Genomic DNA, 26591 nt, shown 5'->3' with positions numbered 1-26591 from the left:
TGTTAAGCACGCCGCCAGCGTTCGTCCTGAGCCAGGATCAAACTCTCCGTTGAAGACTCTCAATCACACCCGAAGGTGTAATCAGAAATATCTAACTAGAGTCCGAAAACCTAGCAAGCCAAACGCCAGCAAAAGTTTGCTGACATTCAAAATGTCCGACCTCGTCAACCGGGGGGTATGAGAGGCCGGAACCAATAATAATATTGGCACTGACATTCATCGACACACTATTGAGTTCTCAAAGAACACACGCACAAGCTTCTACCCACAACATTTCGTAGGGGCTTCGGCAGGGCAAGGGTTCATACTTTAGCGCAGACAACCCAACCAAAGCAAGTTCGGAAGGAGTCGGTCTGGCTGGATGATCAATCAGGCGCTCAGCGTCACCTCGTCGGTGTCCGTGTCGCTCTGACTCGAATAAAGTTACGCACCGACGAACGCGAAGTCAAATCGCCTGGTCAGACAGGCTATTTCGGTGTATCGACGCGTTCGACCTGTCCACCGAGCGCCTGCATCTGCTCGACGAAGTTCGGGTAGCCACGGTCGATGTGGAAGACATCGTGCACTTCGGTGACGCCGTCGGCGACCAGGCCGGCGAGCACCAGGCCGGCGCCGGCGCGGATGTCGGATGACCAGACCGGCGCGCTGGACAGGCGCGGGATACCGCGGACCACCGCGTGGTGACCATCGGTGCGGGCATCGGCGCCGAGCCGGATCATCTCCTCGACGAAGCGGAAGCGCGCCTCGAAGACGTTCTCGGTGATCATCGACGTGCCGTCGGCGATGGCGGCCAGGCCGATCGCCATCGGCTGCAGGTCGGTCGGGAAACCGGGGAACGGCAGCGTCGCGAAGTTCACCGCACGCGGGCGCTCGGGCTGGACGACGCGGAAACCGTTGGGCTCATAGGAGATTCGCGCGCCTGCCGAGCGCAGCTTGTCCAGAACCAGCGCCAGGTGCTTGGGGTTGACCCCGGTGACGCGCACGTCGCCGGTGGTCATCGCGGCGGCGATGCCCCAGGTGGCGGCGACGATACGGTCACCGATCACCCGGTGGGTGGTCGGCGAGAGGCGCTTCACGCCCTGCACGGTCAGCACCGAGGAACCGGCACCGTCGATCCGCGCACCCATCTGCACGAGCATGGTGCACAGGTCGACGATGTCGGGCTCGCGCGCCGCGTTGTCGATGACCGTCTCCCCCTCGGCCAGCACCGCGGCCATCAGGATGTTCTCGGTCGCGCCGACGGACGGGAAGTCGAGGCGGATCCGCGCGCCCTGCAGCTCGTCGGCGCGGGCGACCACGCAACCGTGCTCGATCTCGCTGGTCGCGCCGAGCAGGCGCAGGCCCTGCTGGTGCATGTCCAGCGGCCGCGAGCCGATCGCGTCACCGCCCGGCAGCGCGACGACCGCGCGCTTACAGCGCGCCATCAGCGGACCGAGCACACACACCGAAGCGCGGAACTGGGTCACCGCGGGGAAGTCGGCGTGGTACTTGGGCTCCGGTGGGGTGACGATCGTGCAGACCGAGCGATCGCCGCTCTCGTCGTCGGAGATCGTCACGTCGCAGCCGAGACCGCGCAGCACCTCCGCCATCAGCGGGACATCGAGGATGTCCGGGCAGTTGGTGATGGTGGTCGTGCCTTCGGCCAGCAACGCGGCGGCCATCAGCTTCAGCACGCTGTTCTTCGCGCCGCCGACCGCGACCTCGCCGACGAGCTGATTACCGCCGGAGACCAGAAACCGTTCGCTCACCCCGCCAGCTTATCGACCGTTGCCCGGCGACACGCCCCCCGACGCCAAACCGACCGATCCTGGCGCCACCGAGTGGCTTTCAGCGCTCGGCTCCGCCGCCCGGCTGCCACAGGACGTCGCCCTCGGGATTGGTCGCACGGCTCAGGATGAACAGCAGGTCCGACAGGCGATTGAGGTATTTGGCCGGCAACACACTGGTGTCGTCGGGGTGGGCATCGACCGCGGCCCACGCCGAACGTTCGGCGCGCCGGACCACGGTGCGTGCCGTGTGCAACAGTGCGGCAATCGGCGTGCCGCCCGGCAGGATGAACGAATTCAGCGGTGCGAGACCGGCGTTGAACTCGTCGCACCACTTCTCCAGCCGATCGATATAGGGCTGGGTGACACGCAACGGCGGGTACTTCGGCTCCGCCACCACCGGGGTGGACAGGTCGGCGCCCGCGTCGAACAGGTCGTTCTGGATCTGGCGCAGGACCGCGAGCACGCCGGGCTCCGGGGCGCCGAGCGACACCGCGACACCGAGCGCCGCGTTGGCCTCGTCACAGTCGGCGTAGGCGATCAGCCTGGCATCGGTCTTGGGTACCCGCGAGAAGTCGCTCAGGCCGGTGGTGCCGTCGTCACCGGTTCGCGTGTAGATCCGGGTCAGATGGACGCTGGACCGCCTCCCGGCGCCTGTCGAGTCGTCGTGCTGTGCATCCGTCTCGGGCGAGCCCGACGAGTTACCCATGTGCTTGCCTCGCTCAGCTGTCGCGTTTCAGGTGTGCTCGCTCAGAGCTGGCCCTTGCGGTGGGCACGGTCCGACGGCCGCGACTCCACCCAGGACAGAAAAGCCGCCCTCGATCCGCGGTCGAGGGCCAGCTCGAAGCTGCCCTGCGGATCGGTGACGGCTACTACCACGATGTCCTCGCTCATGATGTCGAACTCATCGCCCTGCGGCTGCCTGCGTTCGACGATCTCGAGGCCCTGCCGGTGCACGGTGCTGTCCGGACCGAACTTGAGGCTGGTCAATTTGAAGAAGACGAGACGGTCCTCGTCGTAGCGGATGAGACCGTGCCGCCAGCCTTGGCCACCGCGCGCGGGCAATACCCGCAGCAACGCGGCCGTGCCACCCCGGCGCAGCATCACCAGCCGGTAGGTCGATGCACCTGCTACGAACACGAGCGTCAGCACCAGAATGATCAGCAGAACCATCCCGGTTTGCAATGCCGTACGCCCTTTCACTCAGCTGGTGTCGAAGACACCCCCGTCGTCATTCAATCACGCCCGGTCCGCGCGACTCCGGCGGGACCGGAAAACCCCCCGAAAACGACACTGTCGGCGACGAACCGGAGTTCGTCGCCGACAGATGTCTGGTGTTCTTCAGATCAGTGCTTCGCGGCAGCCTCTACGGCACGCACCTGGGCCTGGGCCACACGCAGCGACGTGTCGGATGCGCTCGTATCGGCCAGCACCTTACGTGCCGCGTCGACATCGACCTCGCCCGACAGCTCCGCGGACTCGGCGAGCACCCGCACGGTCTCGGCGGTCACCGAGAAGAAACCGCCGTGCACCGCCGCGACGATCCGCTCGCCCTCGGTCGACACGATGGACACCGTGCCGCCCTCGACGAGCTGACCGAGCAGCGGCTCGTGGCCGGCCATGATGCCGATCTGACCTTCGGTGGTCTGCGCGCTGACGAACGTAGCCTGGCCGGACCAGAGCTTGCGTTCGACCGCTACGAGATCAACTGTCATCTCCGCCATGGTGGACTACTTCCCGGCGATCTTCTTCGCAGCGGCCTCGACGTCGTCGAGACCACCGCAGGAGTTGAACGCCTGCTCCGGGAAGTGGTCGAACTCGCCCTTGCAGACGCGATCGAAGTCGTCGATGGTCTGCTCCAGCGGCACGACCGAACCCGGCTGACCGGTGAACTTCTCGGCCACGATGAAGTTCTGGCCGAGGAACTTCTCCAGACGACGGGCGCGGCCGACGAGGACCTTGTCCTCTTCGGAGAGCTCGTCCATACCGAGGATGGCGATGATGTCCTGCAGTTCCTTGTACTTCTGCAGGATCCGCTTGACCTCGTTGGCGACCCGGAAGTGGCGCTCGCCGACGATCGAAGCCTCGAGGATACGAGAGGTCGAGGTCAGCGGGTCGACGGCCGGGTAGATGCCCTTCTGCGAGATCGGGCGGGAAAGCTCGGTCGTCGCGTCCAGGTGGGCGAAGGTGGTCGCCGGCGCCGGGTCGGTGTAGTCGTCGGCGGGGACGTAGATCGCCTGCAGCGAGGTGATCGAGCGACCACGGGTCGAGGTGATGCGCTCCTGGAGCTCACCCATCTCGTCCGCCAGCGTCGGCTGGTAACCCACGGCCGAAGGCATACGACCCAGCAGGGTCGAGACCTCGGAGCCGGCCTGGGTGAAACGGAAGATGTTGTCGATGAAGAGCAGCACGTCCTGGTGCTGGACATCGCGGAAGTACTCCGCCATGGTCAGCGCGGACAGGGCGACGCGCATACGCGTGCCCGGCGGCTCGTCCATCTGGCCGAAGACGAGGGCGGTGTCCTGGAGGACGCCCATCTCTTCCATTTCCAGGTGGAGGTCGGTGCCCTCACGGGTACGCTCACCGACGCCTGCGAACACCGAGGTGCCGGAGAACTCGCGAGCGATACGGGTGATCATCTCCTGGATCAGAACGGTCTTGCCGACACCGGCACCACCGAACAGACCGATCTTGCCGCCCTTGACGTACGGGGTCAGCAGGTCGATGACCTTGACACCGGTCTCGAGCATCTCGGTCTTACCCTCGAGCTGGTCGAAGCTCGGGGGCTTGCGGTGGATGCCCCACTGCTCGCCGTCGCGGCCGAGGCCGGGCGAGTCGAGGCAGTCACCGAGGGCGTTGAACACGTGGCCCTTGACGATGTCGCCGACGGGCACCGAGATCGGCTTGCCCGAGTCGACGACGGCCGCGCCGCGGACCAGGCCGTCGGTCGGCTGCATCGAGATGGTGCGCACGATGTTGTCGCCGAGGTGCTGGGCGACCTCGAGGGTCAGGGTCTTGGCCACCGACGCCAGCTTGATGTCGGCGTTGAGAGCGTTGAACAGCTCGGGGATGGCGCCACGCGGGAACTCGACGTCCACGACGGGGCCGATGACACGGACGACGCGGCCGGCGGTTGCGCCCGCCTTGGTCGCGTTGTCCTGAGTGACAGCTGCGGTCATTAGATTGGTTCTCTTCCTGCGCTTCTAGTCGCGGTCCGAGCTCGACGCCAGCGCGTTCACGCCGCCGACGATTTCGCTGATTTCCTGCGTGATCTGGGCCTGACGCACCGAGTTCGCCTCGCGCTGGAGCACACTGGCCAGCTCGTTGGCGTTGTCGGTCGCCGCCTTCATTGCGGTGCGCCGAGCCGCGGACTCGGATGCCGCTGCCTCGAGCAACGATGAGTAGATACGCGTGTTGATGTACTTGGGCAGCAGAGCACCCAGCAGCACATCGGCGTCCGGCTCGAATTCGTACTGCGCCGTCACCACCGCGTTCGGCGAGTCCGACATGATGTCGTCGCCGAGCTCGAAGTTCTCGTCGACGAAGCTGACCTGGATCGGCGCCAGGCGGCGCACCTCCGGGTTCTGGGTCAGCATCGAGACGAACTTGGTGTACACGATGTGCAGCTCGTCGACGCCCGCGATGGTTCCGGTGCCGTCCAGCGAGGGAACCTCGTTGTCGGAGCCGGCCATGAAGGCCTCGACCAGGTGGCTGCACGCGGCCGACGCATCGGTGTACTTCGGCTGCTGCGAGAAGCCGGTCCACGACGCCTGGAACGGACGGTTGCGGAACTTGTAGTACGTGAGGCCCTTGTTGCCCATCACGTACAGCACCGGCTCCTTGCCCTCGCCACGCAGGGTGGTCATGAGCTCCTCGGCGCGCTTGAGCACGTTCGAGTTGTAGCCGCCGCACATACCGCTGTCACTGGTGATCACCAGGACGGCGGCGCGCTTCGGGTTGGGGCGCTCGTTGAGCAGCGGGTGCGCCAGGTTCTTCGACGCGCTCGCCAGCTCACCGAGGACCTTGGTGATCTCCTCGGCGTACGGCTTGGCCGCCGCAACCCTGGCCTGGGCCTTGGAAATTCGCGAGGTCGCGATCAGTTCCTGAGCCTTGGTGATCTTCTTGATCGAATTCACACCACGAATGCGGGAGCGCAATTCACGCAAACTTGCCACTAGCGGTTCACACTCCCTTCATTCGCCAGATCGGAATATGCCGACATCAGTCCTGACCCGGCTTACTTGTCGACGTGCTTGCGGGTGACCGACAGCGACTCGACCTCTTCGTGGTCCAGATCGCCGGCAGCGGCCTCGTTCACGACACGGCTGCCGTCGGAAGCCAGGAAGCCTTCCTTGAACTTGTCGGTCTCCGACTTGATCGCGTCGGCGGCCTCGCCGTCGAGCGGCTTGCGGCCACCCTCGAGCGCGTCGAAGGACGACTGGGTCGCGCTGTGCAGGTGCTCCAGCAGCTCGGCGGTGAAGCGACGCACGTCGCCGACCGGCACCGAGTCGTAGTAGCCGGCGTCGACCAGGTAGATCGAGATGACCTGATCCTCGACGGCGACCGGGGAGTACTGGTTCTGCTTGAGCAGCTCCACCCAGCGGGCACCACGCTCGAGCTGGGCCAGCGAGGCGGCATCCAGGTCGGAGGCGAAGGCGGAGAACGCCTCCAGCTCGCGGTACTGCGCCATTTCCAGACGCAGCGAACCGGCGACCTTCTTCATGGCCTTGGTCTGGGCGGCGCCACCGACACGGGAGACCGAGGTACCGACGTTGATCGCCGGGCGGACACCCTTGTTGAACAGGTCGGACTCGAGGAAGACCTGGCCGTCGGTGATGGAGATGACGTTGGTCGGGATGAACGCCGAGACGTCGTTGGCCTTGGTCTCGATGATCGGCAGACCGGTCATCGAGCCGCCGCCCATGGCGTCGGACAGCTTCGCGCAACGCTCCAGCAGACGGGAGTGCAGGTAGAAGACGTCACCGGGGTACGCCTCGCGGCCCGGCGGACGACGCAGCAGCAGCGAGATGGCGCGGTAGGCCTCGGCCTGCTTGGTCAGGTCGTCGAACACGATCAGGACGTGCTTGCCCTGGTACATCCAGTGCTGGCCGATGGCCGAACCGGTGTAGGGGGCCAGCCACTTGAAGCCGGCGGAGTCGGACGCGGGGGCCGCGACGATGGTGGTGTACTCCATCGCGCCGTGCTCCTCGAGCGCGGTCTTGACGCCCGCGATGGTGGAGCCCTTCTGGCCGATCGCGACGTAGATGCAGCGGACCTGCTTGGTCGGGTCGCCGGTCTCCCAGTTCGCCTTCTGGTTCAGGATCGCGTCGACGGCGACGGCGGTCTTGCCGGTCTTACGGTCGCCGATGATCAGCTGACGCTGGCCGCGGCCGATGGCGGTCAGCGCGTCGATCGCGGTGATACCGGTGGCCAGCGGCTCCTCGACCGGCTGACGCTCCAGCACGGTCGCGGCCTGCAGCTCCAGCACGCGGCGGTCGTCGGCTTCGATCTCGCCCAGGCCGTCGATCGGCTGGCCGAGCGGGTTGACGACGCGACCGAGGAACTTGTCACCGACGGGAACCGACAGCACGTCGCCGGTACGGCGGACCTGCTGGCCCTCCTCGAGCGAGGCGTACTCGCCGAGGATGACGGCACCGATCTCGGTGTCCTCGAGGTTCAGCGCGACGCCCAGGACGCCGCCCGGGAACTCGAGCAGCTCGTTGGCCATCGCCGAAGGCAGACCGCTCACGTGCGCGATGCCGTCGCCGGTGTCGGTCACGAGGCCGACTTCTTCGATGGAGGTTTCCGGGGTGTAGCTCTGGGTGTAGCTCTCGATCGCGCTACGGATCTCGTCGGAGGAGATCGTCAGCTCCGCCATGTTGTTCCTGCTCTCGCTGTGGTCTCGAATGTCGGGGGTTGGAGTTGAGCTGCTGGTCAGGACAGTGCCCGGCGCAGCTTCTCCAGTCGGCCGGTGGCGCTGCCGTCGATGACGTCGTCTCCGACGCGCACGACGACGCCGCTCAGCAGCGTCGGGTCGACCTGCACGTGCACGGTGACCGGCTTGCCGTAGATCCGCTGCAGGGAAGCCGAGAGCTTCTCCTTCTGCTGATCGGACAGCGCGACCGACGCGTGTGCGTGGGCGACGATCTGGTCACGACGGGCCGCCGCCAGATCGGACAGGGCGTCGAGGGCGACGCCGATGTTGTTGGTCCGCAGTCGGGTCACCGCCTGCTCGGCCAGCGCCAGGGTGATCGGCTCGGCCTTACCGGTGAGCAACCGCTCGATCAGCTCGCGCCGCGCAGAGGCGGGCTTGCCCTGATCGGACAGTGCCTGCTCCAGCTGCGGGTTGTCGGCGATGATGCGTCCGAGCCGGAACAGCTCGTCCTCCACCGCGTCCAGCCGGCCACCGTCGGCGGCCGACTCCAGCAGAGCCTCCTGCCCGAGCAGCACCAGGGTGTCGACCAGATCACGGGTGCGCGACCAGTTCTGCGCCACCGCGGTGGTCAGCACTGCCTGCGTGGCAGCGCTGACCTTGCCGCCGAAGATCCGCTCACTGAGTTCAGCGCGCGCCGAACCCGGCACCGACACGTCCGCGAGCGCCACACGCAGCGAACGCTGGTCGTCCAGCACGGCGACAACGGCGAACAGTTCCGACCCCGTTGTGGCCGCAACAGTTTCGCTTCCGGTCAGAGCGGCCCGAAGCGCCTCCCGGGACCGGGAGCTGGCCTCGCGGCTCGCTGCGTACATGCTTCTCACTTTCGCGTCGTTACCTTCCGACCCCGATGGCGTCGGTGTCGTCGAGTTCGCTGAGGAACTTGTCGATCGACGCCGACTGCTTGGCCTCGTCCGAGACAGACTGGCCGATGATCTTCTCGGCCAGGTCGACGGCCGTGCGGCCGACCTCGGAACGCAGCTCGGTCAGGATCTGCTGGCGCTGGGCTTCCAGCTGGGAGTGACCGGCGGCGACGATACGGTCGCTTTCGGCCTGGGCATCCGTGCGCATCTGCGCGAGGATCTGCTGACCCTGGGTGCGCGCATCCTCGCGGATACGTGCGGCCTCGAGCCGGGCGTCGGCGAGCTGCTGCTGGTACTGCTGCAGCGTCTGCTGTGCCTCCGCCTGGGCTGCTTCGGCCCTGGCGATACCGCCTTCGATCTTGTCCGTGCGCTCTTCGAGGGTCTTGGTCACACGTGGGATCACGTACTTCCAGAACAGCAGACCGACGACGATCAGACAGACGATCGACCAGACGATGTCGTACGTTTCGGGGACGAGAGGATTCACTTCCTCTCCCCCTTCAGCGGCGAGCATCATGATTTCGCGCATCGGAATCAGAAGATGAAGCCGGCGACGAGGCCGATCAGCGCCAGGGCCTCGGTGAAGGCGATACCGAGGAACATGGTGGTACGGATCTGGCCGGACAGCTCGGGCTGACGCGCGATGCCCTCGATGGCCTTACCGACGACGATACCCACGCCGATGCCGGGGCCGATCGCGGCGAGACCGTAGCCGATGGCGCCGAAGCCCTTGAAGGTGCTCTCGGTGGTCGCGGCTTCCTGGGCCAGGTAAGCGAGGCTCATGAGTCTTCTTTCCCTTTCTGTTGCTCACCCGCCGGTCGGCGTGTGTAGCAGGTTTCCGGTAGTTGTGGTTTCAGTCAGGTCAGTGGTCGGCAGCGTGCTCCGACTGCCCGATGTACACGGCGGTCAGCAGCGCGAAAACGTAGGCCTGCAGGAAGATCACCAGCAGCTCGAACAGCGTGAAGCCGATACCGGCCAGCAGCGAGAACGGCGAGAAGACCTTCATCCACGCGGTGGCGTCGAACAGGAAGAACCAGGTCGCGCTGAAGAACAGCACCAGCATGATGTGGCCGGCCAGCATGTTGGCCATGAGACGGACGGTCAGCGTGAACGGGCGCAGGATGAAGGTCGAGATGAACTCGATCGGGATCAGCAGCACGTGCAGCACGATCGGCACGTCGGGAACGACGATGCTGTGCCGGATGTAGGAGAAGAATCCGTACTTCCGGATGCCGACGTAGTTGTAGGTGATGTAGACGACCGCGGCCAGGACCAGCGGCATGCCGATTCGCGCGTTCGACGAGATGTTCAACCCTGGAATCACACCGGAGAAGTTCAGGAAGAGAACCGTGAAGAAGATCGTCGCGATCAGCGGGAGGAACTTCTTGCCGGTTTCCTTGCCGAGTACCTCGTCGGCGATCTGCTCCTTGACGAAAACCACACCGGTTTCCATCACATTCTGCAGACCGCGCGGAACGATCTTCGGCGATCGGAAAGCCAGGACGAAGACGGCCACCAAGACGGCGGTCATCAAGAGCCGGACCAGCATCAGGCGATCGAGTTCGAACGGCGTACCCTCGAACAGCACTGCTGGAGGGAAGAAGTCGGACAGCGATGGCGCGTGGAACTCGCCCGCCGCCAAAGTGATGACGCTCAGCGTTCTCTCCCGTGTTCGGGCCGCGGGTACGACGGTCATTCCCGCGGTTCGATCGGACATTGACGATCAATGGGGTCGACTCTGGTCGGCTCGAAATTCGACAGTTGCCTATACGGCGTGTAACCGTATGACTTCTGTTCGGGCGTCGGCGACATCGTCGACATGCTTCAACCGGGCACATTCCACCCGGATCGGCAGTAAGCATAGCGGCACCGGGCAGGATCTAGGCGATCCCCCCTGGTAACCCGAGGCAAAGCCCTGAGTTGGTCGGGCCGCGCCCCTAGCTTGGGTGCTTGCTTACCAACACTTTACCAAGCTATCTACGACAGTGTGTAGCTGGGTGGGATTATTCCTGCTCGGAAGCCGTTTCGTCGTCTCCCGCGCGTGTCGTGACGTACGGAACCCGCTGGCTCACAACGCCGTACGTTTCCGCGCCGAGCACGATCAGCAGGGCACCGACCACGGTGAAGAAAAGCGCAGGCCTGCTGTAGAAATCGAACTGGTTGAGCACGGCGATGACCAGCAGCGCGACCAGCATCTTGCCGACCCAGCTGACCAGCATGACCATGCCCGCCGTGCTCGGCGGCAGCTTCGCGCCGAGCAGCACGGCGACGACGGTGGTGAGGATGAACCCACCACCGATGGCGGCACCGAGCAGGGCGCCCCACAGACCCGCCGTTCCGGCGACCGCGGTGGCGATCACCCCGGCGGCGACCACGAGGACGCCGAGGCCGATCAGGCCGTAGCGCAGCGCGGCGCGCAGCGGGGCGTCGGGGCTCGGCACGGTTTCCGGTGTAAAGCTCACGGGCCGCACTTTACCTTGCGGCCTTCGTTCACCGGTTGGCCGACTCCACCCGCCGCATCGATGGGATCGCGGTCACTACCAGCGCGAACACCAATCCACCCGCCATCAGCAACACCACAAGTCGCCGATCCATCAGCGATGTTCCCACCGCGCCGAAGGCGAGCACGCCGACCCACAAATAGATCAACAGGACCACGCGTCGCTGAGAATGTCCGATCTGTAGCAATCGGTGATGAAGATGCATTTTGTCCGGTGTGGAGAAACTCACGCCGGCGCGCACGCGGCGCACGATCGCGAGCAACAGATCGAGCACCGGAATGAACATCACCGCGCCGACCAGCAACAGCGGTGAGAGCAAACCGACAATGTCGCGCGGGCCATAGCCCTGCAGCGGAATTCGGCCGGAGGCACCGGTGGAAACCGCCGCCAGCATCAAACCGATCATCATCGAGCCGGTATCGCCCATGAAGATTCGGGCGGGCGAGAAATTGTGCGGAAGAAATCCGAGGCAGGCGCCGGCCAGCGCGGCGGCCAGCAGCGCGGGCGGATAGGTGTCCACCGAGCCGCCCTGGTCGTAGAGCAAACCGACGGAGAACACGAAAACCGCGACCGCGCAGATCAGGCCGAGCCCCGCGGCCAAACCGTCCAGACCGTCGACGAAGTTCATCGCGTTGACGAGCGTGACGGTGATGCCGACGGTCACCAGACCGCCCTGTAGCGCGTCGAGCACCACGGTGGAGTCGTTGAACGGGTCGTAGATCACGTACCAGCTCAGGCCCATCACGGCCATCACGCCCGCCGCGGTGACCTGCCCGGCGAATTTGGTGAGCGCGTCCAGGCCCCAGCGGTCGTCGACGATGCCGACGAGCACGATGATCGTCGCCGCGACCAGCACCGCCGGAATATCGGGCGCGTAATCGAAACCGCGCCGCAGGGCAGGCAATTGGTGCGCGAACAACACCGCGGCGACGACACCGACATACATGCCGACGCCACCCATCCGCGGAATCGGCTTCACGTGCACATCGCGCTCACGCGGAATCGCGACCGCGCCGAAGCCGATGGCAAGCATCCGGACACCGCCGGTCGCCAGGAAGGTCACCGTGGCCGAGACGAGCAGCACGAGCACCAGCTCGCGCAGGGGAACGACTGAGCTCATGGGAGGCGTGCGATCACCGCTGCGCGGGGCTGGTCAACGCGTCGGGCGCCATCCCGAGCACCTCCGCGATATCGGCCACCGGCACCGCACCCTCCCGCAACACCCGCGGCTGATCCGCGGTCAGATCGACGATCGTCGAGGCCACCGCGTGCTCGGCCGGACCGCCGTCGAGATACACACTCGCCAGCGATCCCAGCTGCTCGCGCGCCTGCTCGACGGTGCTGGCCGGCGGCTGCCCGGACACATTCGCACTAGACACGGCCAGCGGCCCGACCTCGCGCAGCAATTCCAGCGCCACCGGATGCAACGGCATCCGCAGCATCACCGTGCCGCGGGTGTCACCCAGATCCCACGCCAGCGACGGCGCCGCCTGTACGACCAGGCTCAGCGCACCCGGCCAGAACGCGCGGATCAGTTCCCGCGCCTGCGGCCGCACCGAGAACACGAGCCCATCGATGGTGTGCCAGGAACCGACGAGCACCGGAACGGGCATATCGCGACCGCGCCGCTTCGCGGCCAGCAGCGAGCCGACCGCCTCGGAATCGAACGCGTCGGCCGCCAGGCCGTACAACGTGTCAGTCGGCATCACGACCAGCCGACCGGACTTCAGCGCGCTGGTCGCCGCGGTGATCCCCGCTGCCCGCGACGCCGGTTCCGCACAGTCATAGACGGTACTCACAGCGTTTCCGCCTCTCCGCGATCATTGGGGCTGTTCGGCCTCCCCGGGACTCCTGCCGGTCGTCGGGTGCGGCACGAGCAGTGCCGCCTCCCCGAGAACGCTGCCGGTCCCTGGGTGCGGCAAGAGTCTAGCGTCCGGGCCGACGGTGGGATGTCGGGGTACTTTGCGCGGACCACCGATTCCTGCGAGATCCGTCGGCAGGCCGGATGCTCCGGGTGTGCTGGATCGGCCGGGTGTCTTGCGACAGCTGGGTACGGTCGCGGTCAGGATTTGCTGGGGCGGTGAGCCACGACGAAGCGGGGCTTGTCGGCGAGGTCGGTGTGTTCGACGATGCCGGTGAAGTCGGCCGCGGCGAGCAGGGACGCCACTCCACCGCCGTTGGTGTCGTCGTGTTCGATGGCGGTGGCGCCGCCGGGGCGCAGCAGGCGGGCGATGGTGGGGACCATGGCGCGGATGACGTCGAGGCCGTCGGGGCCGCCGAAGAGGGCGCGGTGAGGGTCGTGGTCGGCGACCTCGGGATCGAGAACCGCTGCCTCGGGGATGTAGGGCGGGTTCGAGACGACCAGGTCGACGCGGCCCGACAGGTCGGTGAGCAGGGCCGGGTCGGTGACGTCGTCGGCGTACAGGGTGATGGGGGTGTCACCGGCGGCGATGCGGTCGTCGGCATTGCGGCGGGCCCAGGTCACGGCGTCGGGGTCGAGTTCGACGGCGTGGACCTTGGCGTCGGGACGGGCGTGCGCGATGGCGAGGGCCAGGGCGCCCGAGCCGGTGCACAGGTCGACGACGATCGGCGCGTGGTCGTGCGGCAGCGTCTCCAGCCAGGCCAGCGCCCACGCGAACAGCAGCTCGGTCTCCGGACGCGGCACGAAGACACCGGGGCCGACGGCGAGCTCGATCTCGCCCATGGCAGCCGTTCCGGTCAAGTGCTGCAACGGGATTCGCGCGGCCCGCCGGTCGACCAGCTGCCCGAACCGTTCCGCCTCGGAGGGCTCGACCATCGGGTGCAGCGCCAGGCGCATCCGGTCGACACCGAGCACGTGGGCGGCCAGGTTCTCCGCATCGGGCAGCGGTGAGGCCACGCCCGCCTCGGCCAGCCGCGCCGCGGCCTCGACGATCAGCGGACGCAGCCGGACGCGTTCGGTCACTGGATCATTCGGCATGCTCGGGCGCCCTCCGTGGTGACGCGGGCTGCCTCCCGCGGGCGCTGACCGCTCATGCCGGCTACTCGGCGGCCATGCGGGCGTCGAGGTCGGCTTTGCCGAGCGCGTCGAGCAGCGCGTCCATGTCACCGTCGAGGACGGCGTCGAGGTTGTGCGCCTTGAAACCGATGCGGTGATCGGCGATCCGGTTCTCCGGGAAGTTGTAGGTGCGGATGCGCTCGGAGCGGTCCACCGTGCGGATCTGGCTGGCGCGGCCCGCCGCGGCCTCCTGGTCGGCCTGTTCCTCGGCCAGGGCCTGCAGCCGGGCGGCGAGCACCTGCATCGCGCGCGCCTTGTTCTGCAGCTGGGAGCGCTCGTTCTGGCAGGTCACCACGATGCCCGAGGGCAGGTGGGTGATGCGGACCGCGGAGTCGGTGGTGTTGACGCCCTGGCCGCCCTTGCCGGAGGACCGGTAGACGTCGATGCGCAGGTCGGTCTCGTCGATCTGCACCTGCTCGACCTCGTCGGGCTCGGGGTAGATCAGCACGCCGGCCGCCGAGGTGTGGATGCGGCCCTGCGACTCGGTCACCGGCACGCGCTGCACGCGGTGCACGCCACCCTCGAACTTGAAGCGCGACCACACGCCGTCACGCGCGGCGTCGCGGCTCTTGATCGACAGCGTCGCGTCCTTGTAGCCGCCCAGGTCGGAATAGGTGACGTCGAGCGTCTCCACCTTCCAGCCGTGCCGCTCGGCGTAGCGGATGTACATGCGTGCCAGGTCGGCGGCGAACAGCGCCGATTCCTCGCCGCCCTCGCCGGACTTCACCTCGAGCACGACGTCGTCGCCGTCGTGCGGGTCGCGCGGGGCGAGCAGATCGGCCAGCGCCTGCTCGAGCTCCGCCAGCTGGGCTTCCAGACCGGGCACCTCGGCGGCGAACGCGGCGTCGTCGGCGGCCAGCTCACGGGCGGCGTCGAGATCGTCGCGGATCGATTCGAGCTTGCGGTAGGTCGACATCACCGGGGCCAGCTCGGCGAACCGCTTGCCCACCCGCCGGGCCGCACCGGCGTCGCTGTGCAACGACGGATCGGCCAGCTGCGTCTCCAGGCCTGCGTACTCGGCCAGAATGTCGTCGATGGCGGACGGCTGCGTCACGTTTGCTTCCTTATGTGCGGTGCGGGCGAAATCGGTGCGGCGAGAAACCACCGACGCCCGGCCTGCGGAAGCAGAACCGGGCGTCGGATGAGGCAACTAGCTGGCGTCGGCCTTCTTGCCTGCGCGCTTGCCGTAGCGAGCCTCGAAGCGAGCGACGCGGCCGCCGGTGTCGAGGATCTTCTGCTTGCCGGTGTAGAACGGGTGGCACTGCGAGCAGACCTCGACGGTGATCTGGCCGGACTCCTTGGTGGAGCGAGTCTGGAAGGTGTTGCCGCAACCACACACAACGGTGGTGTCGACATACGTGGGGTGGATTCCTGCCTTCATGGGCGTCCTCTCGATCATGGTCGCCGGGTCGCATGCCGCTGGAGCGCGGAATACGTGAACCGGAACCGACTAGGCGGGATGTCTGCGAAGCCGCAGACACACAGCGGTCCAGTATGCCAGATCTGGCCGCACCCTCCGAAAACACCCCCCACCTCAGATTTGTTCCCCGAATGCAGCAAGGGGCCCCGCGTCGGCGAGGCCCCTTGCTGCGGTTCTAGACGATCACTCGTCGAGAGCGCCCGGTGCGGTCTTGGAGACCTGCATCAGGAACTCGAGGTTGTTCTTGGACTTCTTCAGCCGGTCGATCAGCAGATCGATGGCCTGGTGCGAGTCCAGCCCGGTCAGCACGCGGCGCAGCTTGTGCAGCACGGCGGCCTCGTCGGGCGAGAGCAGCAGCTCGTCCTTGCGGGTACCGGACGGGTTGACGTCCACCGCGGGGAACACGCGCCGCTCGGCGATCTTGCGGTCGAGCTTGAGCTCGGCGTTGCCGGTGCCCTTGAACTCCTCGAAGATCACCGTGTCACCGGTGGAGCCGGTCTCCACCATCGCCGTGGCGATGATGGTGAGCGAGCCACCGTTCTCGATGTTGCGCGCCGCGCCGAGGAACCGCTTGGGCGGGTACAGCGCGGTCGAGTCGACACCACCGGAGAGGATGCGGCCCGAGGCGGGCGAGGAGTTGTTGTACGCACGGCCCAATCGGGTGATCGAGTCGAGCAGCACCACAACGTCTTTGCCCATCTCCACCAGTCGCTTCGCGCGCTCGATGGCGAGCTCGGCGACGGAGGTGTGGTCGGCAGGCGGACGGTCGAAGGTGGAGGCGATGACCTCACCCTTCACCGAACGCTGCATGTCGGTGACCTCTTCGGGACGTTCGTCGACCAGGACGACCATGAGGTAGCACTCGGGGTTGTTGATCGCGATCGCGTTGGCGATGTCCTGCATGATCGTGGTCTTACCCGCCTTGGGCGGGGACACGATCAGCGCACGCTGGCCCTTACCGATCGGCATGATCAGGTCGATCACACGCGTGGTCAGCTTGTTCTGCGCGGTCTCGAGGCGCAGGCGCTGGTTCGGGTACAGCGGGGTCAGCTTGGTGAAGTCAGGACGACGCCTGGCCGCCTCGACCTCGCCGCCGTTGACGGTATCCAGGCGGACCAGCGGGTCGAACTTCTGGCGCTGGTTGCTCTGCTCGCCGTCGCGCGGGGCACGCACCGCACCGGTGATCGCGTCACCGCGGCGCAGTCCGTTCTTGCGGACCAGGTTCATCGAGACGTACACGTCGTTCGGGCCGGCCAGGTAGCCGGAGGTCCGCACGAACGCGTAGTTGTCGAGGACATCCAGGATGCCAGCGACCGGCTGGAGGACGTCGTCCTCGCGGATCTCGAAGTCGCGTGCCTCGCCGCCACCGCCACCGGCGCCACCGTCGCGGTCACGACCGCGGCGACGCTCACGGAACCGGCGACCCCGGCGACCGCGGCCGCCTTCCTCGTCGTCACCACCGCGGTCGTCGCGGGGACCGCGATTACCGCCGGCGCTGCCGTTCTGGTTCTGGTTGCGCTCGTTCTGATTCCGCTCGCCACCGGCGCGCTCGCCCCGCTCGCCACCGGCGCGCTCGCCCCGCTCGCCACCGGCGCGCTCGCCCCGGTCACCACCGGTGCGGTCGCCACGCTCGCGACGACGCTCGCCCTGCTCGCCGCCCTCGGCCTTGTCGGCCTGCTTGGGCTCCTCGCCACGGCTCTCGGCCTGGGCGTTCTCGCCCCCACCGGTACGGGCCTGGTCACGACCACGACGCTGCCGGCCACGGCCACGCTGACCGCCCTCGCGACCGGAATCCTCGGTCGACTCGGCGGGAGCGGCGGTCTTGGCCTCGGCCTGCGCCTGCTCGGCCGGGGCCTGCTCGGTCGCGACCGCGACAGCGGCCTGCTTCTCGGCGGGCGCGGCCTGCTTTTCAGCGGGCGCGGCCTTTTCGGCAGGCTCGGCCTGCTTTTCGGCCTTGGCCGGCTTGTCGGCCTTGGCGGGCGCCTCGGCCTTGGCGGCGGGCGCGTCGGCCGTCACGGCGGCGGCCTCGGCGGGCTTACCCGCCTTCGCAGGCGCTCCGGCCTGATTTTCCTTGATAGCGGCGATGAGATCGCCCTTACGCATACCGGAGGTGCCTCGGATACCGAGCTCCCCCGCCAATGCGCGCAACTGCGGCAACAGCATTCCAGTCAGCCCCGATCGTGCGACGTCGGTGTGTTCGCTCATTTTCGAAATCTGTCCGGATTCACTTTCGCGGCCGCCCGAGTTCGTAGGGTTGGATTCCACCCCGGGTGTCGCGAGCAGGTCCGTATCTGTCACGGAAATCCTTTCCTTCCCTCGAATGCCGTGTGCTGAATCGAGGGTTCGTTCCGTAGACCCGGCACCGTGTGCCGAGCTCGGATTACGCGTCCGACAGGACGCCTGTGCCGTACTACCCGCCCCGCCGGACCGGAGGCTTCGCCACCAGAAGACAGTGGTGAGGAGAGATCATTCCAGTTGAGCAGCTTCTCGGCGTCGCAGCACCTCCATGGAGTGGAGGCTCGAGCCTGGAGCCTGCTGGAGCGATTGCCCTGATGAAGCACCGGCGTCTGATGCGCACGATGTACGGACTTGCACAGAATAGCTGCCCATTGCGAACAACGGCAAGGCAGGCACGCCGTCAGTCGACCGCGACGCCGCCCGCTATGCCGGGTTCGACTACCCGCAGCCCGTCGGATTCCGCCTGTTTGCGCAGGTCATCGGGGAATTCTCCGGTCGCGAGCGCCAGAATTGTCGGGCCTGCGCCGGAAACAGTCGCCGCGATTCCCGCGGCCCGAAGCCGCTGGATCCACGCCGTGGTGAGCGGTAGCGCGGGAGCACGCTGGGTCTGGTGCAGCCGGTCGGCGGTGGCAGGCATCAGCAGATCGGGGCGCTCGGTGAGCGCCACGACGGCCAGCGCCGCCCTGCTGACGTTGAACGCGGCGTCGCCGTGCGGCACCTGCTCGGGCAGCAGCCCGCGGGTGTGCGCCGTCGACGAGCGTTCCTGCGGGATCAGCACCACCGGGCGCAGCGCGGCGGCGGGCTGCAGGCGCACGGCCCGGTAGGCGCGGTTGGCCTCGGCATCGGATTCGGTCCATGACACCACGATTCCGCCGAGCACGCTGGCCGCGGCGTTGTCGGGATGACCTTCGAACTCCGAGGCCAGCTGAACCAGACGGTCGGTGTCCAGGCGCAGCTCCGGATCGAACTTCGCGGCCAGCCCGGCGCCGGCGGCCAGGCCGCCGACCACCGCGGAGGCGCTGGAGCCCAGGCCACGCGAGTGCGGAATCACGTTGCGGCACACCACATCGAGGCCATCGGCCCAGACGCCGAGCGATTCCAGCCCGCGCTCGATCGCCCGCACCACCAGATGCGTTGGACCCCACGGCACGTCGTCGGCGCCCTCACCCTCGACCCGGATGTCGAGACCCGAATCGGTCGTGCGCACCACGATCTCGTCGTAGAGGCCCAATGCCATTCCCAGGCAGTCGAATCCGGGGCCGAGGTTGGCTGTGGAGGCGGGAACGCGCACGGTCACTTCGAGACCGGCGGGCAGGGTCGCTGTCATCAGCCTGCTCTCGCGTGCGCTCAACTCAGGCCAGCTCGAGTTCGTGGGCGATGGCCACCGGGTCGACGGCGATCGGCTTGACCTCGGGCATGCCGGTCAGGGCGTTGTCGGGGTCCTTGAGACCGTTGCCGGTCACGGTGCAGACCACGGTCAGGCCCGAATCCAGCCAGCCTTCCTTGCGGGCGGCCAGCAGACCGGCCACGCTCGCGGCCGACGCGGGCTCGACGAAGACGCCCTCGGTCGCGGCGACCAGGCGGTACGCGGCCAGGATCTCCTCGTCGGTGGCCGCGCGGAAGGCGCCACCGGACTGCTCCTTGGCCTCCATCGCACCGTTCCACGACGCCGGGGCGCCGATCCGGATGGCGGTGGCCACGGTCTCGGGGTCCTTCACCGGCGCGCCGTTGACCAGCGGGGCCGCACCCGCGGCCTGCACACCGAGCATGCGCGGCAGCACCGAGGTGATGCCGTCGGCGTGGTACTCGCGGTAACCGCGCCAGTAGGCGGTGATGTTGCCCGCGTTGCCCACCGGCAGCACGTGCACATCCGGTGCCTTGCCCAGGACATCGCAGATCTCGAACGAGGCGGTCTTCTGGCCCTCGATGCGGGCCGGGTTCACCGAGTTGACCAGGCCGACCTCGGGGAAGTCCGAGGTGACCTTGCGGGCCAGCTCGAGACAGTCGTCGAAGTTGCCCTCGACCTGGATGATCTTGGCGCCGAGCATCACGGCCTGGGCCAGCTTGCCCATCGCGATCTTGCCCTGCGGGATCAGCACCGCGCACTCCATGCCCGCGCGGGTGGCGTAGGCGGCGGCCGAGGCCGAGGTGTTGCCGGTCGACGCGCACAGCACGGCCTTCTGGCCGCGGTACTTGGCATCGGTCATCGCCATGGTCATGCCGCGGTCCTTGAAGGAACCGGTCGGGTTGGCGCCCTCGACCTTGAGGTACACCTCGCAGCCCGTCAGCTCGGACAGGTGCGTCGCGGGGACCAGCGGGGTACCGCCCTCGAACAGGGTCACCGGTTCCCAGTCGGCGGCACCTTCGAGCCGATCGCGGTAGGCCGCGATCAGACCCGGCCAGCGCGAGTGCACGCCGAGCTGGGGTGCGATGCCAGTGGTACTCATGATTCTTCGGTGCCTTCCAGTCTGAGAACGCTGGTCACAGCGGTGACGGAATCCATTTCCGCCAATGCCGCGACAGTATCGGCCAGCGAGGACTCCACCGCATGGTGGGTGACGACCACGAGCCTGGCACCGTCGCCATGGCCCTGCTGACGCACGGTCGAGATGCTCACCCCGTGCTGGGCGAACGTGTCCGCCACCGCGGCGAGCACGCCGGGACGATCCGCCACCTGCAGGTTCACGTGGTAGCGGGTCGGGGTGTCCCCGATCGGCGCGATCGGCAGCTCAGCATAGACCGATTCGCCCGGTGCACGACCACCGTAGAACTTGTTGCGCGCGGCCATCACGAGGTCGCCGAGCACGGCGGACGCGGTCGGCGCGCCACCGGCGCCCTGACCGTAGAACATCAGGCGGCCCGCGTTGTCGGCCTCGACGACGACGGCGTTGAACGCGCCGTTGACCGAGGCCAGCGGGTGCTTGCGCGGGATCAGCGCCGGGTACACACGCACCGAGACTCGATCCTTGCCGCCCTCGGCGGAGGTGGGCTCGCCCGGACCGGCCGCGACGCGCTCGCAGATGGCGAGCAGCTTCACGGTGCAGCCGACGGCCGAGGCCGTCTCCAGGTCCTCGGCGGTGATCTTGGTGATGCCCTCGCGGTACACGTCCGCCGCGGTCACGCGGGTGTGGAAGGCCAGCGAGGCCAGGATCGCGGCCTTGGCGGCTGCGTCGAAGCCTTCGACGTCGGCGGTGGGGTCGGCCTCGGCGTAACCGAGGTCGGTGGCCTCGGCGAGCACGTCGTCGTAGGCGGCGCCGGTCTCGTCCATCGCGGAGAGGATGAAGTTGGTGGTGCCGTTGACGATGCCGACGACCCGGTTCACCCGGTCACCCGAGAGCGACTGGATCAGCGGGCGGACCACCGGGATCGCACCGGCGACGGCGGCCTCGAAGTACAGGTCGGCACGGCTGCGCTCGGCGGCGGCGGCCAGTTCGCCGGTGTAGTCGGCCAGCAGCGCCTTGTTGGCGGTGACGACGGACTTGCCCGCGGTCAGCGCGGCCCCGATCAGCCCACGGGCCGGATCGATGCCGCCCATGACCTCGACCACCAGGTCGACGTCATCGCGGGCGACGAGCGCCGCGGCGTCGGTGGTGAGCAGCTCGGCGGGCAGGCCGCGGTCCTTGCCCAGGTCGCGCACGGCGACGCCGCGCAGCACGAGCGGCGCACCGACGCGCGAACGCAGGTCTTCGGCGTGGTCGCGCAGCACGCGGACCACCTCGGTGCCGACGGTGCCCATGCCGAGGACGGCGACACCCAGCGGACGACTCGCGTCCCTTGTGCCGTTGTTGACGCCGGTTTCCGTCATCCTTCTACCTCCAGGCTGAGCAGGTCCGCCACCGTTTCCCGGCGCAGAATCAGTCGCGCCACACCGTCACGCACCGCGACCACGGCGGGCCGGGTGAGCTGGTTGTAGCGGCTCGACATCGAATAGCAGTACGCACCGGTCGCCGCGACGGCGACCAGGTCACCCGGGCCCGCGTCGGCGGGCATCCAGGTGTCGCGAATGACGATATCGCCACTCTCGCAATGCTTTCCGACTACGCGCGCGACGACCGCGTGCGCATCCGACGAGCGCGAGACCAGACGGCAATCGTAATCGGCCTGGTAGAGCGCGGGACGGATATTGTCGCTCATGCCGCCGTCGACGCTGACGTAGCGGCGGCGCGCACCACCGTCGAGCTCGACGTCCTTGATGGTGCCGACCTCGTAGAGGGTGACGGTGCCCGGCCCCGCGATGGCGCGGCCCGGCTCGACGGCGATGGTCGGCTCGGGCAGCCCGGCGCGGGCGGCCTCGGCGGCGACCAGGCCGCGCAGGTTGGCGGCGAACTCGTCCAGCGGCGGCGGGTTGTCGCTCGGCAGGTACGAGATACCGAGGCCGCCGCCCAGATCCAGGGTGGAGATCTGCGCGGTGCGCTCGATACCGAATTTGTCGATGGCCTCGCGGAGCAGGCCGAGCATCCGGCGCGCGGCGATCTCGAAGCCGTCGAGCTCGAAGATCTGCGAGCCGATGTGGCTGTGCAGGCCGACCAGGCGCAGGTTGTCGGCCTCGAAGACGCGGGCCAGCGCCTCCATGGCGTCGCCACCGGCGATCGAGAAGCCGAACTTCTGGTCCTCGTGGGCGGTGGAGATGTACTCGTGCGTGTGCGCCTCGACGCCGACGGTGACCCGGACCAGCACGTCCTGGACAACGCCCGCCGCGCCGGCGACCGCTTCGAGCCGCTCGATCTCGTAGAGCGAGTCGACGACCACGTGCCCGACGCCCGCGGCGACCGCGGTCTCGAGCTCGGGCACCGACTTGTTGTTGCCGTGCAGCGCGATGCGCTCGGCCGGGAAACCGGCGTGCAGCGCGATGGCCAGCTCGCCACCGGAGCAGACGTCGAGCGAGAGGCCCTCGTCGCGGATCCAGCGCGCGATCTCACCGCTCAGGAACGCCTTGGACGCGTAGTGCACGCGGGCATTGGGCCCGAACGCGCGCACCATGTCGCGGCAGCGGGAGCGGAAGTCGTCCTCGTCGATGACGAACAGCGGGGTGCCGTACTGCTGGGCCAGCTCGGTGACGGGCACGCCGGCGACGCGGACGACGCCGTCCTCGCCACGGGTGGCGTTGCGCGGCCACACGTTGGCGGGCAGGTCGATCATCTCGCTCGGATCGGTCGGGCGCTCGGCCAGGCTCGGGGCGTGCGGAATCTCTGCGTGCCGGGGACCGGCCGGGTGTGCACCACTCACAGTTGTGCGTCCTTCCTGAAAAGTGTTCACATGCGTTCCGGTGCGCTGACGCCGAGCAGGGCGAGGCCGTTGGCCAGCACCTGCCGGGTCGCCTTGACCAGTTCGAGCCGGGCGGCATTGAGGGGGGTGACGGCGTCGTCGCCCTTGGGCAGCACGCGCATGTCGTCGTCGGACTGGAAGGGGTGGTAGACACCGGCCAGTTCTTCGAGGTAGCGGGCGATGCGGTGCGGTTCGCGGGTCTCGGCGGCGGTGGCGACCACGCGCGGGAAATCACCGAGGGTGCGGATCAGATCGCCTTCACGCGCCGAGACCATCAGCGCGAAATCCGGTTCGATGGAAGCGAATTCGGCGTACTTGGCGGCGTTGCCGATGATGCTGCTGGTCCGCGAGTGCGCGTACTGCACGTAGTAGACCGGGTTCTCGCTGCTCGCCTTGGTCCACAGGTCGAGATCGATGTCGATGCTCGAGTTCACCGAGGAGCGCACCAGCGAGTAGCGGGCGGCGTCGACGCCGATCTGCTCGACCAGGTCGTTCAGGGTCACCACGGTGCCGGCGCGCTTGCTCATCTTCACGGCCTGACCGTCGCGGACCAGGTTCACCATCTGCCCGATCAGCACCTCGACGGTGTCGGGGTTGTCGCCGAACGCGGCCGCGGCGGCCTTCAACCGGCCGATGTAGCCGTGGTGGTCGGCGCCGAGCATGTAGATGGCCAGGTCGAAGCCACGCGCGCGCTTGTTCTGGAAGTAGGCGATGTCACCGGCGATGTAGGCGGCGTTGCCGTCGCTCTTGAGGACGACGCGGTCCTTGTCGTCGCCGAACTCGGTGGACGCGATCCACCAGGCGCCGTCCTTCTCGTACAGGTTGCCCGAGTTCTTGAGCTGCTCGACGGCCTGCTCGACGGCGCCGGAGGCGAACAGTTCGCTCTCGTTGAAGTACACGTCGAAGTCGGTGCCGAAGTCGTGCAGATCCTGCTTGATCTGGGCGAACATCTGCTGCACACCCTCGCGACGGAACAGCTCGTGCCGCTCGTCGGCGGGCAGGGTGAGCACGTCGGGATGGGCGGCGACGATGCTGGAGCTGATCTCCTGGATGTACTCGCCCGCGTAACCGTCTTCCGGAGTCGGCTCGCCGAGGGCGGCCGCGACCAGCGACTTCGCGTAGCGGTCGATCTGCGCGCCGTGGTCGTTGAAGTAGTACTCCCTGGTCACGTCGGCGCCCTGGGCGGCCAGGATGCGGCCCAGCGCGTCACCGACGGAGGCCCAGCGGGTGCCGCCGAGGTGCACGGGACCGGTCGGGTTGGCGGAGACGAACTCCAGGTTGATCTTGGTGCCGGACAGCGCGGCGCCGGTGCCGAACTCCTCGCCCGCGGCCAGGATCTGCGTGACGATCACGCCCTGCGCCGAGGCGGCGAGGCGGATGTTGAGGAAGCCGGGACCCGCGACGTCGGCCACCTCGATGCCGTCGGTCGCGGACAGGGCCTCGGCCAGCCAGCCGGCCAGCTCACGCGGATTGGTTCCGGCCCGCTTGGCCACCTGCATCGCCACATTCGTGGCATAGTCGCCGTGTTCGGGGTTGCGCGGACGCTCCACTGTGACCTGCTCGGGCAGGACCGACGAGTCCAGTCCACGTTCGACAAGCACCTTCGCGGCGGTGGTGCGAAGGAGATCTGCAAGGTCAGCTGGAGTCACGAGTCTCTATCCTATTGGCTGGGCGCCTCGCAACCACGACCGCCCGGTACGAACGTCCCGATCCACACGTCGAAAGAGCACAGCGAGCGATGCCGAGCAGGACCAGCGCCACATCAGCCAAGGCCGTCCGGGCCGCGGGGAAGTCGTCTCCGTCCCGCAAACCCGGCAAAGGCAACCTTCCGGGTAAGAAGCGAGAATTCCCCTGGGCCCTGCTGGGCGCCGGTGTGGCCATCGTCGCGTTGATCGGCCTGCTCGCCTACAGCCTGGTGCCCAAGTACCTGGACCAGGCCGCCATCAGGGAAGCCCAGACCGACCTCAAGGAATGGGTGCCGTCCAAGGAGAACCAGGACCCGTCGACGAAGATCGACGGCGTTGTCAAGCAGGAGTACCCGGCCGGTCTGCACGTGACGTCGGCCCAGCGCGTCGCCTACGACAAGGCGCCCGCCTACGGCGGCCCGCACGACGGCGCGTGGGCCAACTGCACCGGCACGGTGTACACCAAGCCGATCCGCATGGAGAACGCGGTGCACTCGCTCGAGCACGGCGCGGTCTGGATCGCCTACAACCCGGACAAGGTCGACGCCGCGGGCGTGGAGAAGCTGTCGAACTTCGTCAAGGGCCGTCAGTACTCGCTGATGTCGCCGTACCCGGGCCTCGACTCGCCGATCTCGCTGCAGACCTGGGGTCACCAGCTCAAGCTCGATTCCGCCGACGACGCGCGGATCAAGCAGTTCATCTCCGCGCTGCGGGAGAACCCGTACGCCTACCCCGAGGTCGGCGCGAGCTGCTCGAACCCGATCTTCGACGCCAACAACCCGCCGCCGTTCGACTCGGCGCCGTACGGCCCCGAGGCCGTGCCGATGGACGGTAAGGGCCTGACCCAGGACCAGTCCGAGCTCGGTGCGGGCGCGGGTCTGCCCGGCGGCACCGGCCTCCCCGGCGGCACCGGTCTCCCCGGCGGCCTCCAGTTGCCGGGCACCCAGCCCGCGGGCCAGTAGTGGGCAACGACACCGCGGCCGACCCCGACGACAACGCGCCCGAGTCCGACGAGCCGGGCGCGCGTCGCCCGGCCGGGGCGATCCTCGTCCTCGGCGCGATCGGCCTGCTGCTGCTCGGCGCCGTGGCGGGCGTGCTGCTGCGGATGCCGCTGGACAAGACCGAGACTCCCGCGCCTGGCCCTGTCGACGTGGGGTTCAGCCAGGACATGTCGGCCCACCACGCGCAGGCCGTCGACATGGCGGGCGCGGCGCTGATCGGCTCGACCGACAACGACGTGCGCAGGCTCGCCTACGACATCCTCACCACCCAGCAGAATCAGATCGGCCGGATGCAGGGCTGGTTGCAGCTGTGGGGCGAGCCCAACCAGAACGTCGACGGCTACATGGGCTGGATGACCGAGCACGGCTCGGGCTCGCACGGCCACGGCGGCGCGACGACCGGGCACGAGATGTCGGGTCCGATGTCGGCGATGCCCGGCATGGCGAGCCAGGAGGAGATGACCGCGCTGCGGCAGTCCACCGGCCCGGCCATGGACACGCTGTTCCTACAGCTGATGCTGCGCCACCACCAGGGCGGCGTGCCGATGCTCGACTACGCCGCCGAGCACGCCGACACCACCGAGGTGCGGGTCCTGTCCGCGCAGATGTCCAAGACCCAGGAGGGCGAGTCCCAGCTGATGACGAGCATGCTGGCCGCCCGCGGCGCGAGCCCGCTGCCGCTGGGCTGAGCGAGCCGCCGGACCGGGTCAACCGCCCGGTCCGGCACCGTTTTTGGCGCACCGCACTCGATGCGATACGCTGTCGCTGCCCGATCGCCGCACAGCGACCGGCATCTATCCCGCCCTCGTAGCTCAGGGGATAGAGCGTCTGCCTCCGGAGCAGAAGGCCGCAGGTTCGAATCCTGCCGAGGGCACATTTCGAG

25 protein-coding genes and 1 tRNA gene are annotated in these 26591 nt (G+C 67.8%); 3 read left to right on the top strand and 23 right to left on the bottom strand.

Annotation, left to right across the window (positions count from 1 at the left end; all coding sequences use genetic code 11):
* Positions 1 to 467: 467 nt before the first annotated feature.
* The 23 genes from murA to argS all read right to left on the bottom strand — a co-directional run bounded on the left by murA (position 468) and on the right by argS (position 24671).
* On the bottom strand, positions 468 to 1748 hold the full coding sequence (gene murA, locus ACWF82_RS22155) for a UDP-N-acetylglucosamine 1-carboxyvinyltransferase (RefSeq protein ID WP_452503876.1): 1281 nt from the start codon (positions 1746 to 1748) through the stop codon (positions 468 to 470).
* A gap of 79 nt (positions 1749 to 1827) precedes the next feature.
* The gene (locus ACWF82_RS22150; RefSeq protein ID WP_452503874.1) at positions 1828 to 2475 is read right to left on the bottom strand and encodes a cob(I)yrinic acid a,c-diamide adenosyltransferase; all 648 of its coding nucleotides are present in this window, start codon (positions 2473 to 2475) and stop codon (positions 1828 to 1830) included.
* Positions 2476 to 2516: 41 nt separating this feature from the next.
* Positions 2517 to 2939: a DUF2550 domain-containing protein gene (locus ACWF82_RS22145; protein WP_452503873.1), complete on the bottom strand. Its 423-nt coding sequence runs from the start codon at positions 2937 to 2939 to the stop codon at positions 2517 to 2519.
* A gap of 173 nt (positions 2940 to 3112) precedes the next feature.
* Positions 3113 to 3490, bottom strand: a complete 378-nt coding sequence (locus tag ACWF82_RS22140; protein ID WP_452503871.1) for a F0F1 ATP synthase subunit epsilon — start codon at positions 3488 to 3490, stop codon at positions 3113 to 3115.
* Positions 3491 to 3496: 6 nt separating this feature from the next.
* Positions 3497 to 4945, bottom strand: coding sequence for a F0F1 ATP synthase subunit beta (gene atpD, locus ACWF82_RS22135; protein WP_379311485.1), 1449 nt, complete (start codon positions 4943 to 4945; stop codon positions 3497 to 3499).
* 24 nt (positions 4946 to 4969) lie between these two features.
* Entirely contained in the window at positions 4970 to 5941 is a 972-nt protein-coding gene (locus tag ACWF82_RS22130) for a F0F1 ATP synthase subunit gamma (protein WP_452503869.1), read from the bottom strand.
* Between the two features lie 62 nt (positions 5942 to 6003).
* A complete protein-coding gene (atpA, locus tag ACWF82_RS22125; protein WP_379039560.1) occupies positions 6004 to 7644 on the bottom strand; it encodes a F0F1 ATP synthase subunit alpha in 1641 nt (546 codons plus the stop codon).
* Between the two features lie 56 nt (positions 7645 to 7700).
* Positions 7701 to 8513, bottom strand: a complete 813-nt coding sequence (locus ACWF82_RS22120; protein ID WP_452503867.1) for a F0F1 ATP synthase subunit delta — start codon at positions 8511 to 8513, stop codon at positions 7701 to 7703.
* A gap of 19 nt (positions 8514 to 8532) precedes the next feature.
* A complete protein-coding gene (locus tag ACWF82_RS22115) occupies positions 8533 to 9090 on the bottom strand; it encodes a F0F1 ATP synthase subunit B (protein ID WP_452503865.1) in 558 nt (185 codons plus the stop codon).
* A gap of 5 nt (positions 9091 to 9095) precedes the next feature.
* Positions 9096 to 9344 (bottom strand): ATP synthase F0 subunit C, encoded by a 249-nt coding sequence (locus ACWF82_RS22110; protein WP_056817903.1) that lies wholly within the window; start codon positions 9342 to 9344, stop codon positions 9096 to 9098.
* Positions 9345 to 9423: 79 nt separating this feature from the next.
* Positions 9424 to 10278, bottom strand: coding sequence for a F0F1 ATP synthase subunit A (gene atpB / locus ACWF82_RS22105; RefSeq protein WP_452503864.1), 855 nt, complete (start codon positions 10276 to 10278; stop codon positions 9424 to 9426).
* A 286-nt stretch (positions 10279 to 10564) separates the two neighbouring features.
* Positions 10565 to 11032 carry a hypothetical protein gene (locus ACWF82_RS22100; protein WP_452503862.1) on the bottom strand — a complete coding sequence of 156 codons (468 nt, stop codon included), beginning with the start codon at positions 11030 to 11032 and terminating at the stop codon, positions 10565 to 10567.
* 19 nt (positions 11033 to 11051) lie between these two features.
* On the bottom strand, positions 11052 to 12182 hold the full coding sequence (locus tag ACWF82_RS22095) for an MraY family glycosyltransferase (RefSeq protein ID WP_452503860.1): 1131 nt from the start codon (positions 12180 to 12182) through the stop codon (positions 11052 to 11054).
* Positions 12183 to 12195: 13 nt separating this feature from the next.
* Positions 12196 to 12861, bottom strand: a complete 666-nt coding sequence (locus tag ACWF82_RS22090; RefSeq protein ID WP_452503858.1) for an L-threonylcarbamoyladenylate synthase — start codon at positions 12859 to 12861, stop codon at positions 12196 to 12198.
* Positions 12862 to 13124: 263 nt separating this feature from the next.
* Positions 13125 to 14021 carry a peptide chain release factor N(5)-glutamine methyltransferase gene (gene prmC, locus ACWF82_RS22085; protein WP_452503856.1) on the bottom strand — a complete coding sequence of 299 codons (897 nt, stop codon included), beginning with the start codon at positions 14019 to 14021 and terminating at the stop codon, positions 13125 to 13127.
* Positions 14022 to 14082: 61 nt separating this feature from the next.
* Complete coding sequence (prfA, locus tag ACWF82_RS22080) at positions 14083 to 15153, bottom strand: peptide chain release factor 1 (RefSeq protein ID WP_452503854.1); 1071 nt, start codon at positions 15151 to 15153, stop codon at positions 14083 to 14085.
* Positions 15154 to 15249: 96 nt separating this feature from the next.
* A complete protein-coding gene (rpmE, locus tag ACWF82_RS22075) occupies positions 15250 to 15480 on the bottom strand; it encodes a 50S ribosomal protein L31 (protein WP_022567395.1) in 231 nt (76 codons plus the stop codon).
* A 222-nt stretch (positions 15481 to 15702) separates the two neighbouring features.
* On the bottom strand, positions 15703 to 17724 hold the full coding sequence (gene rho, locus ACWF82_RS22070; protein WP_452503853.1) for a transcription termination factor Rho: 2022 nt from the start codon (positions 17722 to 17724) through the stop codon (positions 15703 to 15705).
* Between the two features lie 433 nt (positions 17725 to 18157).
* Positions 18158 to 19084, bottom strand: coding sequence for a homoserine kinase (thrB, locus tag ACWF82_RS22065; protein WP_452503883.1), 927 nt, complete (start codon positions 19082 to 19084; stop codon positions 18158 to 18160).
* A gap of 25 nt (positions 19085 to 19109) precedes the next feature.
* Positions 19110 to 20204: a threonine synthase gene (gene thrC / locus ACWF82_RS22060; protein WP_452503851.1), complete on the bottom strand. Its 1095-nt coding sequence runs from the start codon at positions 20202 to 20204 to the stop codon at positions 19110 to 19112.
* The gene (locus ACWF82_RS22055) at positions 20201 to 21562 is read right to left on the bottom strand and encodes a homoserine dehydrogenase (protein WP_452503849.1); all 1362 of its coding nucleotides are present in this window, start codon (positions 21560 to 21562) and stop codon (positions 20201 to 20203) included. Before ACWF82_RS22055 ends, thrC begins: the two co-directional genes overlap by 4 nt.
* Positions 21559 to 22983 carry a diaminopimelate decarboxylase gene (lysA, locus tag ACWF82_RS22050; protein ID WP_452503847.1) on the bottom strand — a complete coding sequence of 475 codons (1425 nt, stop codon included), beginning with the start codon at positions 22981 to 22983 and terminating at the stop codon, positions 21559 to 21561. The genes ACWF82_RS22055 and lysA overlap by 4 nt, the downstream gene beginning before the upstream one ends.
* A 26-nt stretch (positions 22984 to 23009) precedes the next feature.
* Positions 23010 to 24671 (bottom strand): arginine--tRNA ligase, encoded by a 1662-nt coding sequence (argS, locus tag ACWF82_RS22045; RefSeq protein ID WP_452503845.1) that lies wholly within the window; start codon positions 24669 to 24671, stop codon positions 23010 to 23012.
* An 89-nt stretch (positions 24672 to 24760) separates the two neighbouring features.
* On the opposite strand from argS, the gene ACWF82_RS22040 reads away from it, so the two are divergent.
* From ACWF82_RS22040 to ACWF82_RS22030, 3 genes are all read left to right on the top strand, one after another.
* Positions 24761 to 25669 (top strand): DUF3105 domain-containing protein, encoded by a 909-nt coding sequence (locus tag ACWF82_RS22040; protein ID WP_452503843.1) that lies wholly within the window; start codon positions 24761 to 24763, stop codon positions 25667 to 25669.
* Positions 25669 to 26397 (top strand): DUF305 domain-containing protein, encoded by a 729-nt coding sequence (locus ACWF82_RS22035; protein WP_452503842.1) that lies wholly within the window; start codon positions 25669 to 25671, stop codon positions 26395 to 26397. The genes ACWF82_RS22040 and ACWF82_RS22035 overlap by 1 nt, the downstream gene beginning before the upstream one ends.
* Before the next feature lie 112 nt (positions 26398 to 26509).
* Positions 26510 to 26582, top strand: a tRNA-Arg gene (locus ACWF82_RS22030).
* The last annotated feature ends 9 nt before the right edge of the window (positions 26583 to 26591 follow it).

The sequence above is a fragment of the Nocardia sp. NPDC055053 genome (assembly GCF_053608285.1).
This window is presented reverse-complemented; position numbering and strand designations above follow the sequence as displayed.

Excerpts from the sequence above, each read along its gene's own strand:
- ACWF82_RS22145 (WP_452503873.1), bottom strand. The coding sequence starts at position 2,939 with ATGGTTCTGCTGATCATTCTGGTGCTGACGCTCGTGTTCGTAGCAGGT.
- ACWF82_RS22115 (WP_452503865.1), bottom strand. The coding sequence starts at position 9,090 with ATGCGCGAAATCATGATGCTCGCCGCTGAAGGGGGAGAGGAAGTGAAT.
- ACWF82_RS22110 (WP_056817903.1), bottom strand. The coding sequence starts at position 9,344 with ATGAGCCTCGCTTACCTGGCCCAGGAAGCCGCGACCACCGAGAGCACC.
- atpB (WP_452503864.1), bottom strand. The coding sequence starts at position 10,278 with ATGTCCGATCGAACCGCGGGAATGACCGTCGTACCCGCGGCCCGAACA.
- ACWF82_RS22150 (WP_452503874.1), bottom strand. The coding sequence starts at position 2,475 with ATGGGTAACTCGTCGGGCTCGCCCGAGACGGATGCACAGCACGACGAC.
- thrC (WP_452503851.1), bottom strand. The coding sequence starts at position 20,204 with ATGAGTACCACTGGCATCGCACCCCAGCTCGGCGTGCACTCGCGCTGG.
- atpA (WP_379039560.1), bottom strand. The coding sequence starts at position 7,644 with ATGGCGGAGCTGACGATCTCCTCCGACGAGATCCGTAGCGCGATCGAG.
- atpD (WP_379311485.1), bottom strand. The coding sequence starts at position 4,945 with ATGACCGCAGCTGTCACTCAGGACAACGCGACCAAGGCGGGCGCAACC.
- rho (WP_452503853.1), bottom strand. The coding sequence starts at position 17,724 with ATGAGCGAACACACCGACGTCGCACGATCGGGGCTGACTGGAATGCTG.
- prmC (WP_452503856.1), bottom strand. The coding sequence starts at position 14,021 with ATGCCGAATGATCCAGTGACCGAACGCGTCCGGCTGCGTCCGCTGATC.
- thrB (WP_452503883.1), bottom strand. The coding sequence starts at position 19,084 with ATGACAGCGACCCTGCCCGCCGGTCTCGAAGTGACCGTGCGCGTTCCC.
- ACWF82_RS22040 (WP_452503843.1), top strand. The coding sequence starts at position 24,761 with ATGCCGAGCAGGACCAGCGCCACATCAGCCAAGGCCGTCCGGGCCGCG.
- rpmE (WP_022567395.1), bottom strand. The coding sequence starts at position 15,480 with ATGAAGGCAGGAATCCACCCCACGTATGTCGACACCACCGTTGTGTGT.
- ACWF82_RS22055 (WP_452503849.1), bottom strand. The coding sequence starts at position 21,562 with ATGACGGAAACCGGCGTCAACAACGGCACAAGGGACGCGAGTCGTCCG.
- ACWF82_RS22120 (WP_452503867.1), bottom strand. The coding sequence starts at position 8,513 with ATGTACGCAGCGAGCCGCGAGGCCAGCTCCCGGTCCCGGGAGGCGCTT.
- ACWF82_RS22095 (WP_452503860.1), bottom strand. The coding sequence starts at position 12,182 with ATGAGCTCAGTCGTTCCCCTGCGCGAGCTGGTGCTCGTGCTGCTCGTC.
- ACWF82_RS22140 (WP_452503871.1), bottom strand. The coding sequence starts at position 3,490 with ATGGCGGAGATGACAGTTGATCTCGTAGCGGTCGAACGCAAGCTCTGG.